This window comes from Salinibacterium sp. PAMC 21357 (genome assembly GCF_000247645.1).
Taxonomy (GTDB): domain Bacteria; phylum Actinomycetota; class Actinomycetes; order Actinomycetales; family Microbacteriaceae; genus Rhodoglobus.
This window is the reverse complement of record NZ_AHWA01000004.1, coordinates 705,388-719,616: the sequence shown is the minus strand read 5'-3', so window position 1 is coordinate 719,616 and position 14,229 is coordinate 705,388. Positions and strand designations below refer to the sequence as shown.

Below are 14,229 nucleotides of genomic sequence, written 5' to 3'. Positions count from 1 at the left end.
CCCTGGGGGATCGCTGCGGCCGAGGAAATCCTCGCGAATCAGACCCACGTTCTTATCTGGCGCTCGGGTACCCCGCGTCTGGCTGGGGAGATCCGCATCACTCTGCGGTGAACCGACCGAAAAACGCATTCAATGCAAGGTTGAGACTTTTGGGCCGCATGTTGTTAGTGTGGTCAATGTTATTCGTGTGACTAGTGGCCATTAGTCGGCGCTCAACAATGTTTAGGGGAACAATTGAAGGTCATGCATGCGAGTCGGGGGACCGCAGCACAGCACAAGCGTCGCTCACTATATTTCCGGGCAGTCGGTTTCGTCGCGGCACTCAGCCTTGTGGTCGGTGTCAGCGTTGTTGCGGGAACCAGCCAGGCGGCGTTCGCCGATGAGTACCCCACCTGGGCCGAAGTAACTCAAGCGCGCAACAACGAGGCGGCGACCCAGAAGGTAGTTGAGCGCATCAGGGCCGCGTTGATTCAACTCGAAGCTCAGGCCGTCGCCACTCAAAAGGATGCCGAAGAAAAAGGCAACCTGTGGCAAGAAGTCGATACCAAGTACCAAGCGAAGTCCGCGCAGACCCAAACTCTGCAAGAGCAAGCGGATGTTGCAAGCACCGAAGCGGACGACGCTGAAAAGCGAATCGCTGAACTAGCGTCGCGTCTCGTGCGTGCCGGTGGCGGAGACGTCACCACAAGCCTCCTCGCCAATTCCCAAGATGCCGACGCCCTGCTCTACAACTTGGGCATGTCGTCGAAGATCTCCCAGCAGACTTCGGCCCTCTTCGATCGCGCAGTACAGGCGCGAAACACCGCTCAGTCGCTGTCGGATGCCGCAGAAGTGGCCCGGGCAGAGTTGGAAGTTTTGAAGATCGCGGCCGAGAAAGCGTTTGAGGAAGCTCAGGCAGCGGCGGCGGCGGCGGAGAACGCGGTGGCCGAGCAGCAGGAGCGCAAAGCCGAGTTCGATGCACAGCTCGCTGCCCTCACCGCCGAGCGCGTCATCACCGAAGCTGACTACCGAGCTGGGGTCGTGCAGCGTGAAGCGGAACGTGCTGCTGCCGCAGCAGCTGCCGCTGCCGCGGAACGTGCTGCAGCTGCCGCCGCTGCCGCTGCCGCAGCTCAAAACGGTGGGTCCAATGGCGGGTCGGGCTCCTCGACCGCCAATGGCTGGACGAAGCCGGCTTATGGCTACATCACCTCGGTTTACGGGTACAGCTCGAATTACGGCTCAAGCTTCCATAAGGGAACCGACATCGGCGCTGGCTGTGGATCGCCGATCTACGCGGCCTCAAGCGGAACCGTCGTGTACGCCGGCTATGGCTGGAATGGCGGCTACGGCAACTACATCATCATCGAACACGCTGGTGGAGTGCGCACCGCCTACGGTCACATCATTGACGGCGGTATCAACGTCTCGTACGGTCAGAGTGTGGGTGTCGGGACCAGAATTGCCAGTGTCGGCTCGACGGGAAACTCCAGCGGATGCCACCTCCACTTCGAGGTCGCCCCAACGGTTGGGACACCACGAACCCGGTGTCGTTCATGTCGGGCAAGGGCGTCGGCCTCGGCTAACTCCGACCTATCTCGAATCTGCCCGATCGGGGCGGGCGCGATTCACTCTTAAACGCCAATGGCGGATGCTCTGGAGCATCCGCCATTGAACGTAAACGGGCCGCGCACGCTCAGCGTTGCGCGACCCGTTGCACCACCGAAGCGGTTGAGAAACCTGAGGGTTTCGGAGCCTAGTGGCCTTCGGCCTTGAGCTTCTCGAAGCCAGCGATAACGATCGCTTCGGCTTCTGCGGCGTCGCCCCAGCCGTCGATCTTGACCCACTTGCCGGGCTCGAGGTCTTTGTAGTGCTCGAAAAAGTGCTCGATTTCTTTGCGCGTGAACTCAGGAACGTCGCCCAGGTCTTGGATGTGCGACCAGCGCGGGTCCTTGGCCTGAACACAGATGACCTTCGAGTCGATGCCGCCGTCGTCGCTCATGTTGAGCACGGCAACGGGGCGAACCGAGATGCCAACACCGGGGAAGGTGGGGGCGTCGAGCAGAATGAGTGCGTCTACCGGGTCACCGTCGAGGCCGAGAGTGTTCTCGAAGAAGCCGTAATCGGTGGGGTAAGCGAACGTCGTGAAAAGATAACGGTCGAGAAAAACGCGACCAGTTTCGTGGTCAACTTCGTACTTGTTCCGGCTTCCGCGCGGAATCTCAACGACAACGTCGTATGCGGCCATGGAGCTGCTCCTAAGAAAAATGTGGGGTTGCTGCAATAACGTTACTGGATGCACTCCGACAGACGGCCCCGTCTTACTCCCGCAATTGCTGATGTGCGGCGTGCTGTGCGCACTGCGCTTGCCTCTCTGCCCGCTAGACGGGTGGTTGGCGCCGCAAATGGTGGTGCAGCATCCGACTCAGGAACAAGCGTGGAACCGGTCATACTTGTCGCTCTCAGCGGCGGCCCTGACTCTCTCGCGCTGGCGGCGGCAACCGCCTTCGAGGCGTCCAAGGCAGGCATGCGAGCTGGCGCCGTGATCGTCAATCACAACATTCAAGACGGGTCAGCGGATGTCGCAGCCGCCGCAGCCCAGCAGGCTCGCGACCTAGGCCTCGACCCCGTCGACATTCGCTCGGTTCTCGTCGGTGACGCTGGAGGCCCCGAGTCTGCGGCCCGTGACGCGCGCTACGCGGCACTCGCAGCTGCTGCGGCCGAGCACGGTGCGATCCGCGTGCTGCTCGGGCACACCCTCGACGATCAGGCCGAAACGGTGCTGCTGGGCCTCGCTCGCGGCAGTGGCGCTGGCAGCCTCAAGGGCATGGCGTCAGACACTGGCCAGTACTTACGGCCGCTGCTGACGGTGCCGCGAAACTCCACCGTGCAGTTCTGCACAGACTCCGGAATCGTGGCGTGGAATGACCCGCACAACCTCGATACCTCGTATGCGCGAGTGCGGGTTCGGCAGACCGTATTGCCGTTGCTCGAAAAGGAACTCGGCCCCGGCATCCGCGATGCTTTGGTGCGAACCGCCGATCAGGCTCGGGAAGATGCCGAAGCGCTTGACCACTTTGCGGAAGAAATGGCGGAAGATTTGGCCGATATTTCTGAAGCCGGAATCTCGTTGCCGGTGGGCGCGCTCGCCGCGAATCCTGCCGCTCTTCGCCAGCGTTTGATTAGGTTGGCGGTGGCCAGCGAGTTCCATGTCTCGCTCAGTCGTACCCACACGTTGGAGATCGCAAGGCTCGTGACGGACTGGAGGGGGCAGGGACCGATCCACGTTCCCGGCGTTAGGGTTGAACGACGAGAGAACCTTCTCCACTTTTCGGCCCACAGTGAGGAACGCGATGCAGTTTAGCGATGTCGAAGGAGACCTCAGCGAGGTCCTTCTGACCCAGGAAGAGATCCACGAGAGGATCGCCGTCATGGCGCGTCAGATCGAGATCGACTACGCCGGCGAGAAAGTGCTGCTCGTCGGAGTGCTGCGCGGTGCCGTCATGGTGATGGCTGATCTGGCACGCGAACTGACCCTGCCTCTCGAGATGGACTGGATGGCCGTCTCCTCGTATGGCGCTGGCACGCAGTCCTCCGGTGTTGTTCGCATTCTGAAAGACCTCGACACTGACCTTCAGGGCCGCAGGGTTCTGATCGTGGAAGACATTATCGACTCGGGTCTTACGCTCTCGTGGTTGCAGGGCAACTTGCGCAGCCGCGGTGCCGAATCTGTCGAAATTTGCACCCTGCTGCGCAAGCCGGATGCCGCCAAGGTCGAGGTTGACGTGCGTTATGTCGGTTTCGACATCCCCAACGCCTTCGTTGTCGGTTACGGACTCGACTATGCCGAGAAGTACCGCAACCTGCGCGGCGTTGCTGTGCTCGCCCCTCACGTCTACTCCTAGGGTTGGCGGCAGTGAGGGCACAAGCAGCGATTGATCAGGCGACTGACGAGATTGTTGGTCTGTTTGAGAATCGGGTAGCCGAGCAGAAGACTCCGGGAACATTTTTCGCGGTGTTTGGCCCGGATGGCATTGTCTTGGAGCGCGGTTTTGGCGAGAAGGTTCTTGGCGACGAGACTGCTCCCGACCGTGACACGGTGTTCCGCATCGCCTCGTGCACCAAGAGTTTTACGTGCACCATGCTGCTGATGTTGCGCGATCGTGGGCAGCTCAACCTCGATGCGCCGATCACTGACTTTGTGCCGGCGTTTAAGCCTCTTGCTCCCGAGGCCGCTCCCGTTACGCCGAGCGTGCGTCAGCTCATGACAATGTCGGCGGGGTTCCCCACCGACAACCCGTGGGGCGACCGCATGGAGGAGATGACCCGCGCCGAGCTCGACGAGTTCGTGGCCACGGGAATCCGATATTCGACAACGCCGGGCACCCGTTTCGAATACTCGAACCTTGGTTATGCGTTGCTCAATGAAGTGATCGCCGAAGTCACTGGTCGCAGCTATCTCGAAGCAATGACCGCCGAGATTCTCGAACCGCTTGGCCTCACCTCGACGCGATTTGATGAAGATCCGGATGCCGATATCGCTCTCGGTTACCGGCTCGCGAATGGCGAGTGGCAGGTTCAGCCCTTCACTCTGCCCGGAGTTTTTTCGGCCATGGGTGGCCTATTTTCAACCGCGACCGACCTGGTGCGCTGGTCGCTGTGGCTCGCTGGTGCCCTCGACCCGGAGGACACCTCAGACGGACCTTTGTCTTCCGCCAGCCGTCGTGAACTGCAGCAGATTCAGCGTGTGGTGCCAGAGGGCACGTCGAAGGTTGCCGAGTTCTCGGAGCCAACCGTTCACGGTTATGGCTATGGCCTGTTCGTGGATGAGGGCACGACGAAGATCGTGTCGCACTCGGGCGGCTACCCCGGATACAGCGCCCACATGCGGTGGCACGCCCCCACGGGGCTCGGCATTGTGGCGTTCGAGAATGGCACCTTCGCGGCATCCTCGATCCCCGCGACTCAGGCTTTGCAGGCCGCACTCAACGCCTACGGCGAGTTGACCACTCCGGCGCCGGCGTGGCCCGAAACTTTGGCTGCGCGTGACGTGTTCGACGGTCTCATCCGCAACTGGGATACCTCAACGGCTGAGGCCAGCGCGGCAGTGAATCTTGCGCTTGATGTTCCCTATGAGGAGCGCATTGCGGGGATTGCGAAAGCGATTGCCGATGTTGGCCCGCTGACGGGTGCGCCGCTCACAGAGATTCCGCGCACGCTCAGCGATACCCCTGCGGTCACCAACTGGACAATCGATGGCGAACGGGGGCGCATCAAATGCCACATCTTGATGAGCCCGGAGCTACCACCGCGCGTGCAAACCTTCGCGGTGACCACCGAAAACGACTAACACTTCACGGGCTCGCGCTCGCAGCATCCGCAGGGCGGCAGACGGCGACGGCAATGCACCCCTCGAACGCATTACGCCGAGGGAAAACACGCAGTCCTCTTGCAGCGCGATAACGGTAACCTTGCATCACGTTTCTTCAGAGAGAGGTACTGAGCCGCACGGCTCGGAACATCATGGATTTTAAGCGCATTTTTCGCGGCCCGATTCCGTACATAATCATCGGAATCGCCGCAGTATCGATTGCCGCGAGCCTATTGCTGGGCGAGGGCTTCAAAGAGGTCACTACTCAAGAGGGTCTCGACCTTCTTCAGGGATCGACGGTGACGTCAGCCACGATCATTGACGGCGAACAGCGCGTTGACCTCGAGCTCTCGAAGGCCAGCGGTGACAACGGCACGAAGGTGCAGTTCTACTACGTTGCCCCGCGCGGCACTGAGATCGTTTCGGCGATCAATGGTGCCGACGTCAAGGAGTTCAACGACAAGGTCCCACAGGAGAACTTCTTCGTCTCGTTCCTCTCGATCATGCTGCCGTTCCTCATCATCGGTGTCATCTTCTTCTTCATCTTCAGCCGGATGCAGGGTGGCGGCGGCAAGGTCATGCAGTTTGGCAAGTCGAAGGCGAAGCTCGTGGGTAAAGACTCCCCCCAGGCCACCTTTGCGGATGTTGCTGGTGCCGACGAGGCCATTGAAGAGCTTGAAGAAATCAAAGACTTCCTGAAGGAGCCGGCCAAGTTCTTGGCTGTTGGTGCTCGCATCCCGAAGGGCGTGCTGCTGTACGGACCTCCCGGAACTGGTAAGACCCTGTTGGCCAAGGCCACCGCGGGTGAAGCTGGCGTACCGTTCTACACAATCTCTGGTTCTGACTTCGTAGAGATGTTCGTCGGTGTCGGTGCAAGCCGCGTTCGCGACCTCTTCGAGCAGGCCAAGCAAAATGCTCCCGCGATCATCTTCATTGACGAGATCGATGCTGTTGGTCGTCACCGTGGTGCCGGAATCGGTGGCGGTAATGATGAGCGCGAGCAAACTCTTAACCAGTTGCTGGTCGAGATGGACGGCTTCGATGTGAACGCCAACGTCATCCTGATCGCTGCTACTAACCGTCCGGACGTTCTTGACCCTGCGCTTCTTCGCCCCGGTCGTTTCGACCGCCAGATCGGTGTTGATGCTCCTGACATGCAGGGTCGTAAGCAGATCCTCGAAGTTCACGGCAAGGGCAAGCCCATGGCCGAAAGCGTTGACCTTGAAGTGCTTGCTCGCAAGACTCCTGGTTTCACTGGTGCAGACCTCGCCAACGTTCTCAACGAAGCAGCATTGTTGACGGCGCGCTCTAACGCGCAGCTCATCGACAACCGTGCCCTCGACGAGGCCGTCGACCGTGTGATGGCCGGCCCGCAGCGTCGCTCGCGTCTGATGAACGACAAAGAGAAGCTGATCACGGCGTACCACGAGGGCGGTCACGCGGTGGCTGCTGCCTCGATGCGCAACACTGACCCCGTCACGAAGATCACCATACTTCCTCGCGGTCGTGCCCTCGGTTACACGATGGTCATGCCGCTCGAAGACAAGTACTCCGTGACGCGCAACGAGTTGCTTGATCAGCTTGCTTACGCCATGGGTGGCCGCGTTGCGGAAGAGATCGTGTTCCACGATCCAACCACTGGTGCCTCGAACGACATCGAAAAGGCAACCTCCATTGCTCGCCGCATGGTGACCGAATATGGCATGAGCGCCCGAATCGGTTCCGTCAAGCTCGGCACCGGCTCGGGAGAGCCCTTCATGGGCCGCGATATGGGCGCAACGCGCGAATACTCTGACGAGCTCGCCAAGATCATCGACGAAGAAGTTCGCGTTCTGATCGACCAAGCTCACGATGAGGCGTGGCAGGTGCTGAACGAAAACCGCAAGGTGCTCGACAAGCTGGCACTCGAACTGCTCGAAAAAGAGACTCTCGATCACAATGAGCTTGAGACGATCTTTAAGGGCATCACCAAATTGCCTGAGCGCCCCCAGTGGCTCTCGAGCGACGCGCGCCCCGTCTCGCAGCTACCTCCCGTGAAGGTGCCCAAGAAGCGCGCCGTCGCGACCGAAGCAACCGACAGCGATGACGGAACACCGCCAAAGCCGGCACGCGCGCCACGGCCACGCAAGTCGCCAGGCGTCGCGACGGCCTAGGCGCTCCAGTGTCGATCGACGTCGCTCGCATTGAAGCTGCGGTAGCCGAAATTTTGGATGCCGTCGGCGAAGACCCGGCACGGGCTGGCCTCACCGCCACCCCTCGCCGGGTCGCCGAGGCGTACTCCGAGTTCTTCGCCGGCAACAACGTGGACGCGATCGACCACTTGGCCGACAGTATCGAATTCACTGCCAATGCCGACCAAACCGGCGAGCTGGTGCTGTTGCGCGACATCGAATTTCGTTCGATGTGTGAACACCACTTGTTGCCGTTTCTTGGGGTGGCCCATGTGGCTTATGTGCCCGATGAACGCATCATCGGGCTCGGTAACTTGGCCAGAGTCGTCGAAACGATTGCGGCACGCGCTCAACTGCAAGAGCGGCTCACCGAAGAGATTGCCGACGCCATCGACGAAGGGCTTTCGCCTCGCGGAGTGCTCGTCGTTATTGACGCGGTGCACGGTTGCGTGTCCGCACGCGGACCACGTCAAACCTCCAGCTCAACAGTCACTCTCGCTTCGCGCGGAGTACTGAGCAACCCCGTTGAGCGCGCCGAAGTGATGGCGCTCATTGGTCGAGGCGGCAATGCGTAGAAGGCCCCAAGTTCCGGTTCCCCGGGTGATGGGTATTCTCAACGTAACCCCCGATTCCTTTAGCGACGGCGGCCAGTTTGAGCACGTCGATCGGGCGATTGCCCACGGCATCACGCTTCGCAATCAGGGTGCCGATGTGGTGGATGTTGGCGGCGAATCAACTCGCCCCGGCGCCGTGCGCGTTCCGCCAGCTCAGGAGCAAGAGCGCGTAATTCCTGTCATTGCCGCGCTGGTCTCAGAAGGCGTTAGCGTGAGCATCGACACGATGAACGCCGGCACGGCTCTCGCCGCGGCGCAGGCCGGAGCATCCATCATCAATGACGTCTCTGGAGGCCTTGCCGACCCTCAGATGTACCGCGTTGTTGCTGAGACTGACCTGCACTATATTGCGATGCATTGGCGCGGGCACAGCACCGAGATGGCCAATTTGGCGACGTACGACGACGTTGTCGCGGATGTGCGTGCCGAGCTTCGAGACCGTCTCGCCGAGATGATGGTGTGGGGCATTAATCCCGACCGAATTGTGCTCGACCCTGGACTAGGTTTCGCCAAGAGCGCTCGCCACAATTGGTCGCTACTTGCCCGGCTCGAGGAGCTGTCAACTCTCGGCTATCCCCTTCTCATCGGGGCATCACGCAAACGCTTCCTCGGCAAACTTGGGCCGGCAGATGCGCCAACCAGCGAACGTGATCTGGCCACCGCAATCATCAGCACCATCGCCGCCCAACAGGGCGTGTGGGGCGTTCGAGTGCACGATGTGCCCTCAACTCAGGTAGCACTTTCTCTGTACACAGAGATGCAAAAGGGGAAGAAACGATGAACCCAGCGCTAGACGAATTGACCCTCACCGGGTTGCGCGCCACCGCATTCCACGGTGTCTTCGATCATGAACGTCGCGACGGCCAGGTCTTCGTCATCGATGCGACGGTTTACCTCGACCTGGCAGACGCCGCGCGCACCGACGAACTGGGCCGCACCATTCACTACGGCGAGCTCGCTGAAGAGATCGTTTCCGCCGTTGAATCGAACCCGGTCGACCTCATTGAGACAGTCGCGGAACGCATCGCTGCGGTTGTGCTTGCCCACGAAGCCGCCGTCAGTACCAAGATCACCCTTCACAAGCCGTCAGCCCCGATCACTGTTCCCTTCGATGACGTGTCGGTCACGATCACCCGTCACCGCACCGCCCCCAACCACACGGCTGGCTTCAGCGTCGAACCGCAACGACTCTCATGACTCGCCACCAACGACTACGCGTCGAATTGCCGGTCGTGCTCGCGCTCGGCAGCAACCTTGGCGATCGGGAATCGACACTGCGCAAAGCGGTGCACGCTATTTCGCTCATCGAAGGAGTGACGGTGGAGGCGGCATCCAGCCTCGTACAAACACCAGCGTTGAAGCTCGCCGGAATCGATCACTCGGCACCGTCATACCTCAACGCCGTGGTGCTAGCACGCAGCGCGCTCGAGCCCCACGCCCTGCTTGCGCAACTGCAGCGCATCGAAACCGAGCATGGCCGGGTGCGCGAAGAGCGCTGGGGTGACCGCACTCTCGACATCGACATTGTGACGTTTGCCCACCTGCTGGTGGATGACGACCTGTTGTCGATTCCGCACCCGCGTGCGGCAGAACGAGCCTTTGTTCTGGTGCCGTGGCTGCAACTCGACCCCGGCGCCACCGTGCCAGGAGTCGGCAGCGCGGCCGAGCTGCTCGCCGGCATCGCGAATGACGCCACCGAGTTCGAAGCGGAGCCGCTGTGGTGAGCCGCACCTCGCCGCTGCACCTGATCGCGCTCGCGGTCGGCGGCGCGGCGACGGGCTGGCTGCTCGAAGTTATCTTGACAGCATCCGGTCGCCCTATTGTGATCCCCTCCGTCTTTCTCGCGATCTCGCTGTTCGTAATCGCCGTCGTTGTTGTGGTGCTTGCCGTGCCCATCTACCGCTACTCGCATGGGCTGAGGCGCGCCCGCGTCAACCCGTTCTATGCGCTGCGCGTTGTGGCGCTAGCGAAGGCGTCCAGTTTCTCGGGGGCGCTCCTTGGCGGTGGTGCTCTCGCCATCGCGTTCTATCTGCTGAGTCGCACGGTCTCGCCGGGGGCAGGCTCGATTACGACTGCTTTTCTCGTTTCGGGTGGCGCGATAGGGTTGCTGATCGCGGGACTCATTGCCGAACATTTGTGTACGGTTCCGCCCGATGATGACAATTCGTCGTCGCAGAATTCGATGGATCCCCAAGGAGCAGCGTGACCGAGCGACTGGACCTACCTGACACTGAGTGGCGTGGAGTTTCCCGCAAGTACGTCGTCGTCGAGGTCGTTGGCCTCATTATTTTTGGGCTCATAACGACGGCAGCAACCTCGATTCCCACCTTCGTGACCAGCATTTCGTGGCTAGCAGCGATCCCCATTTCGCTCGCCATCATCTTTCTCATCAATATTCTGCTCACCCCACGACGGGTGCGCGCCATCGGCTACATGTTGCGCGCCGATGACCTCGTGTTTCGACGCGGACTGATGTTCCGTCGCGTAGTTGCTGTGCCCTATGGCCGTATGCAACTCGTTGACATCAACCGCGGCCCCCTTGACCGTGCTGTCGGCTTGAGCGAACTCAAATTTGTGACAGCTGCGGCATCCACCGGTGTCGTCATTCCTGGCTTGCCCGAGCAGGACGCCGAGGAGTTGAGAGACACACTCGTTGCGCTGGCCGAGAGCCGTAGGGCTGGGCTGTGAGCGAGCTCAACAACGACGAGCAGGCCGATAACGAACCGACTGTGGCGCCCGAGATTGTGGCGGGCGGTGCTGCGGCGCCGAGTGTTGCGGCGTTGCCGACGGCGACCCTTCGTCTTGCCGACGGTGAGTGGCACCGACTGCACCCCGCGACCCCGTTGCTGCGGGGAGGCATCGCGCTCATAGCGATCATCGGTGTGATTCTCGTGAACGCCCGCGACTTCTTTATCGACAACCTTTTCAATGCACGCAATGAGTTCGATCCGTTCACTCGTTTGGCAGAATCCGGGTTCCTTATTCCGGCAGTGCTCATCGTGGTCGCCGTGCTCGTTCTCAGCGTCTTGGGGTTCTACTTTTCGTGGCGGATGCACACCTTCCGCATTACGGATGAACTTGTTGAGGTTCGCAGCGGCATCCTGTTCCGCACCAACCGTCGTGGCCGCCTCGATCGCATCCAGGGCATCAATATTTCGCGCCCTGTTATCGCTCGCCTCTTTGGGGCAGCGAAACTCGAAGTGAATGTCGCGGGCCAAGACGCCAACGTCGAGCTGTCGTATCTGGGCTCTCGCGGTGCCGACGACCTGCGACTCGCCATTCTTCAACTTGCCTCAGGAACCCGTGCCGCCGAAGCGGCAGCGGTCGCCGAAGCCAACGGTGGGGGCGTGCGCGAAGGCGAACACGTCGGGCTCGTTGAGTCGCGCGTTAACGAGTTTCTCGCCCCAGAACTTGACCCGAATGCGGCACCGCCCGAGTCGATTGTGCGCATCCGTTTGCCGCGACTAATCGGATCGATTGTGTTGAGCGAAGCCACCATAATCGCCGTTCTGGCCGCAATTGGTATCATCGTCACGATCGCTATCACTGGCCAATTTGGCTGGTTGCTCGCATTCTTGCCCGGAGTGCTCGGTCTTGGCGGTTATCTGCTCTCTCGACTGACCAAATCGCTGCGTTACTCGATCGCGTCAACCAGCGACGGTATTCGGGTGGGGTACGGACTGCTGTCGACCACGAATGAGACGTTGCCTCCCGGGCGCATCCACGCTGTAGAGGTATCGCAACCGCTGTTGTGGCGCCCCGCCGGTTGGTGGGAAATCAAGATCAACACCGCATCGCAGGCCTCAAGCTCAAGCAGCGAGACAGCGAAAACAACGCTATTGCCGGTTGGCGATATGAACGATGTGCACCGGGTGCTGCAACTGATTCTGCCGAGCCTCGCTGATGCCGAATCACAAGAGTTGCTCGAAGCCGGCCTTGCCGCCGGTGCCCACGATGACGCCTATGTGACGTCGCCTAAGCGGGCCAGAGCGCTGCGCTGGTTCTCGTGGCGCCGCAACGGCTTCGTCATGATTTCGGATGCTGTAGCGCTGCGTAAGGGCGCGATCTGGCGTTCGCTCGTGCTGGTGCCTCAAGCGCGCATGCAGGGTGTCAGCATGAATGAAGGTCCGCTGCTGCGCCGCATGGGGCTCGCGGAATTGCGCGTGCACACCGTCGCCGGCCCCATCTCGGCGACAATCGGCGCCATGGAACGCAGCGACGTCATCGATTTCTTCAACGAAGTTTCCCGTACCGCAGTGCAGTCCGCCAGCGTCGACACCAGTCACCGGTGGCGGAGTGCGAGTGCCAGTGCCAGTGCCAGTGCCAGTGCGAGTGCCAGTGCGAGTGTCAGTGTCGCTGGCGGAGCGAGCACTGCGAGCACGCGCGAGACCTCGATCGACTCGGCCGATTCCGACTCCGCCGATTCCGATTCCGAGTCCTCCTCAGAGGAAACCCGCTAGTGGCGCAGGCTGCGGGTCGGCTGGGGATCGGCATTATTGGCGCCGGCAAAGTGGGGCCTATTCTGGGGGCTGCCCTCGCCGGTGCCGGTCACGCGATCGTCGGCATTGCGGCCACATCCGAGCGAAATTTGGAGCGCGCGAGCGCAATTTTGCCTGACGTTCCCGTGCTCGACATCCCGACCTTGGTGGAGCGAAGCGAGTTGGTGATTTTGGCGGTTCCGGAGGCGGAGATCGAATCATTTGCCAAGGGCCTTGCCGCTGCCGGCGTGTGGCAACCGGGGCAACTCGTGCTGCATACGGCACCGGGGCTTGGCTATAGTGCGCTCGCTCCAGCGTTGGCTGCTGGCGCGATTCCGTTGGCTGTTCATCCGGCCATGGTGTTCACGGGCACGAGTCTCGATCTCATCCGCCTGCATGAGGCGTATTGCGCCGTCAGCGCGCCGACACCGGTGTTGCCGATCGCTCAGGCTCTTGTCGTGGAGATGGGTGCTGAGCCAGTGGTGATCGCCGAAAGTGAGCGCGCGGCTTGGGCCGAAGCGGTCAGCACGGCAACAAGTTTTTCCACAGCGATCGTGGGGCAATCCCTGGGCTTGCTCGAGAGCGTTGGCGTGGAAAATCCCGCCCGTATCTTGGGCCCGCTGCTGCGTTCCTCTGTCGAAAGTGCGCTCGCGGGCGCAACTGCGACTACGATCGACCTTTCCTCGTTCGACCCCGATTCGAGTCCCCATTCACAGGAGGATCCCTCGTGAGCTCACACCCCCGCCCGCAAGTAATTGAGACGGTCGCCGGTATGCGCGATGTCGTCGCCCACGAGCGTGGCGCTGGTCGCTCCATTGCGCTCATCCCGACGTTGGGCGCTTTGCACGCGGGGCACGCAGCTCATGTTGAGCGTGCCGCTGAGCTTGCTGATGTGCGCATTGTGTCGATTTTTGTGAACCCCACCCAGTTCGGTGTGAACGAAGATCTCGACAAGTATCCGCGCACCATGGATGAAGACCTCGACATGCTCGGCGAACTCGGGGTGCCCTACGTCTTCGCTCCGAGTGTTGAGGAGATGTACCCGACGGGGGCATCCGCCACCACGATCTCGGCCGGCCACATCGGCACCACCTTCGAGGGCAAATCCCGTGCCGGCCACTTCGACGGTGTACTCACGGTTGTCGCAAAACTGCTCGCGATCACCACCCCACAGTTCGTCACTTTCGGTCAAAAGGATGCCCAGCAGCTGTTCCTCGTTCGTCGCATGATCACCGACCTCAACATCCCGGTGCGCATGGAAATCATCGAAACTGTTCGCGAGGAAGACGGCCTGGCCCTTTCGAGCCGCAATCAGTTCTTGGATGCCAGCCAGCGTGAAGCAGCCACCATCCTGTCTACCGCTCTGAAAGCGGCAACCTCGGCCGCCGATAGTGGCCTCGATGCTGTCATCGCGGCAGCGCAGGGGGCTCTCATGGGGGAGTCCCGGGCCGAGCTCGACTACTTCTCGGTCGTCGACACCGAGACCTTCACGCCGGTTCCCGATGGCTTCCGTGGCCCTGCCACAGCAATCGTTGCGGCCCGCGTCGGTGACACGCGCCTGATCGACAATTCATCGCTCTACGTCGGGTAACTGCAGTCGACAGTGTGCTGCGCTGAAA

Annotated in this window: 15 protein-coding genes; 14 read left to right on the top strand and 1 reads right to left on the bottom strand. The window is 61.2% G+C overall.

What is annotated here, in order from left to right:
* Positions 1–243 precede the first annotated feature (243 nt).
* Positions 244–1,614: a peptidoglycan DD-metalloendopeptidase family protein gene (locus tag ON14_RS06755; protein WP_010204047.1), complete on the top strand. Its 1,371-nt coding sequence runs from the start codon at positions 244–246 to the stop codon at positions 1,612–1,614.
* Positions 1,615–1,732: 118 nt separating this feature from the next.
* Here ON14_RS06755 and ON14_RS06750 read toward each other — a convergent pair whose 3' ends face one another.
* Positions 1,733–2,224, bottom strand: a complete 492-nt coding sequence (locus ON14_RS06750; RefSeq protein WP_010204044.1) for an inorganic diphosphatase — start codon at positions 2,222–2,224, stop codon at positions 1,733–1,735.
* A 48-nt stretch (positions 2,225–2,272) separates the two neighbouring features.
* On the opposite strand from ON14_RS06750, the gene tilS reads away from it, so the two are divergent.
* The 13 genes from tilS (at position 2,273) to panC (ending at position 14,201) form a co-directional block, all read left to right on the top strand.
* Positions 2,273–3,340, top strand: a complete 1,068-nt coding sequence (tilS, locus tag ON14_RS06745; protein WP_026037574.1) for a tRNA lysidine(34) synthetase TilS — start codon at positions 2,273–2,275, stop codon at positions 3,338–3,340.
* Positions 3,330–3,881 (top strand): hypoxanthine phosphoribosyltransferase, encoded by a 552-nt coding sequence (gene hpt, locus ON14_RS06740; RefSeq protein ID WP_010204041.1) that lies wholly within the window; start codon positions 3,330–3,332, stop codon positions 3,879–3,881. Before tilS ends, hpt begins: the two co-directional genes overlap by 11 nt.
* An 11-nt stretch (positions 3,882–3,892) precedes the next feature.
* Complete coding sequence (locus ON14_RS06735; protein ID WP_010204038.1) at positions 3,893–5,326, top strand: serine hydrolase domain-containing protein; 1,434 nt, start codon at positions 3,893–3,895, stop codon at positions 5,324–5,326.
* A 173-nt stretch (positions 5,327–5,499) separates the two neighbouring features.
* Positions 5,500–7,500, top strand: coding sequence for an ATP-dependent zinc metalloprotease FtsH (gene ftsH / locus ON14_RS06730; RefSeq protein ID WP_010204036.1), 2,001 nt, complete (start codon positions 5,500–5,502; stop codon positions 7,498–7,500).
* Between the two features lie 8 nt (positions 7,501–7,508).
* On the top strand, positions 7,509–8,093 hold the full coding sequence (gene folE, locus ON14_RS06725) for a GTP cyclohydrolase I FolE (RefSeq protein WP_010204035.1): 585 nt from the start codon (positions 7,509–7,511) through the stop codon (positions 8,091–8,093).
* Positions 8,086–8,913: a dihydropteroate synthase gene (gene folP / locus ON14_RS06720; RefSeq protein ID WP_050993007.1), complete on the top strand. Its 828-nt coding sequence runs from the start codon at positions 8,086–8,088 to the stop codon at positions 8,911–8,913. The genes folE and folP overlap by 8 nt, the downstream gene beginning before the upstream one ends.
* Positions 8,910–9,329: a dihydroneopterin aldolase gene (gene folB / locus ON14_RS06715; protein ID WP_010204033.1), complete on the top strand. Its 420-nt coding sequence runs from the start codon at positions 8,910–8,912 to the stop codon at positions 9,327–9,329. The genes folP and folB overlap by 4 nt, the downstream gene beginning before the upstream one ends.
* Positions 9,326–9,856, top strand: coding sequence for a 2-amino-4-hydroxy-6-hydroxymethyldihydropteridine diphosphokinase (folK, locus tag ON14_RS06710; protein WP_010204032.1), 531 nt, complete (start codon positions 9,326–9,328; stop codon positions 9,854–9,856). Before folB ends, folK begins: the two co-directional genes overlap by 4 nt.
* Entirely contained in the window at positions 9,850–10,338 is a 489-nt protein-coding gene (locus ON14_RS06705) for a DUF3180 domain-containing protein (RefSeq protein WP_010204031.1), read from the top strand. The genes folK and ON14_RS06705 overlap by 7 nt, the downstream gene beginning before the upstream one ends.
* Positions 10,335–10,820: a PH domain-containing protein gene (locus ON14_RS06700; protein WP_010204030.1), complete on the top strand. Its 486-nt coding sequence runs from the start codon at positions 10,335–10,337 to the stop codon at positions 10,818–10,820. The genes ON14_RS06705 and ON14_RS06700 overlap by 4 nt, the downstream gene beginning before the upstream one ends.
* A complete protein-coding gene (locus ON14_RS06695) occupies positions 10,817–12,592 on the top strand; it encodes a PH domain-containing protein (protein WP_010204025.1) in 1,776 nt (591 codons plus the stop codon). Before ON14_RS06700 ends, ON14_RS06695 begins: the two co-directional genes overlap by 4 nt.
* A complete protein-coding gene (locus tag ON14_RS06690; protein ID WP_010204024.1) occupies positions 12,592–13,341 on the top strand; it encodes a Rossmann-like and DUF2520 domain-containing protein in 750 nt (249 codons plus the stop codon). The genes ON14_RS06695 and ON14_RS06690 overlap by 1 nt, the downstream gene beginning before the upstream one ends.
* Positions 13,338–14,201, top strand: coding sequence for a pantoate--beta-alanine ligase (panC, locus tag ON14_RS06685; protein WP_010204023.1), 864 nt, complete (start codon positions 13,338–13,340; stop codon positions 14,199–14,201). The genes ON14_RS06690 and panC overlap by 4 nt, the downstream gene beginning before the upstream one ends.
* Positions 14,202–14,229 lie beyond the last annotated feature (28 nt).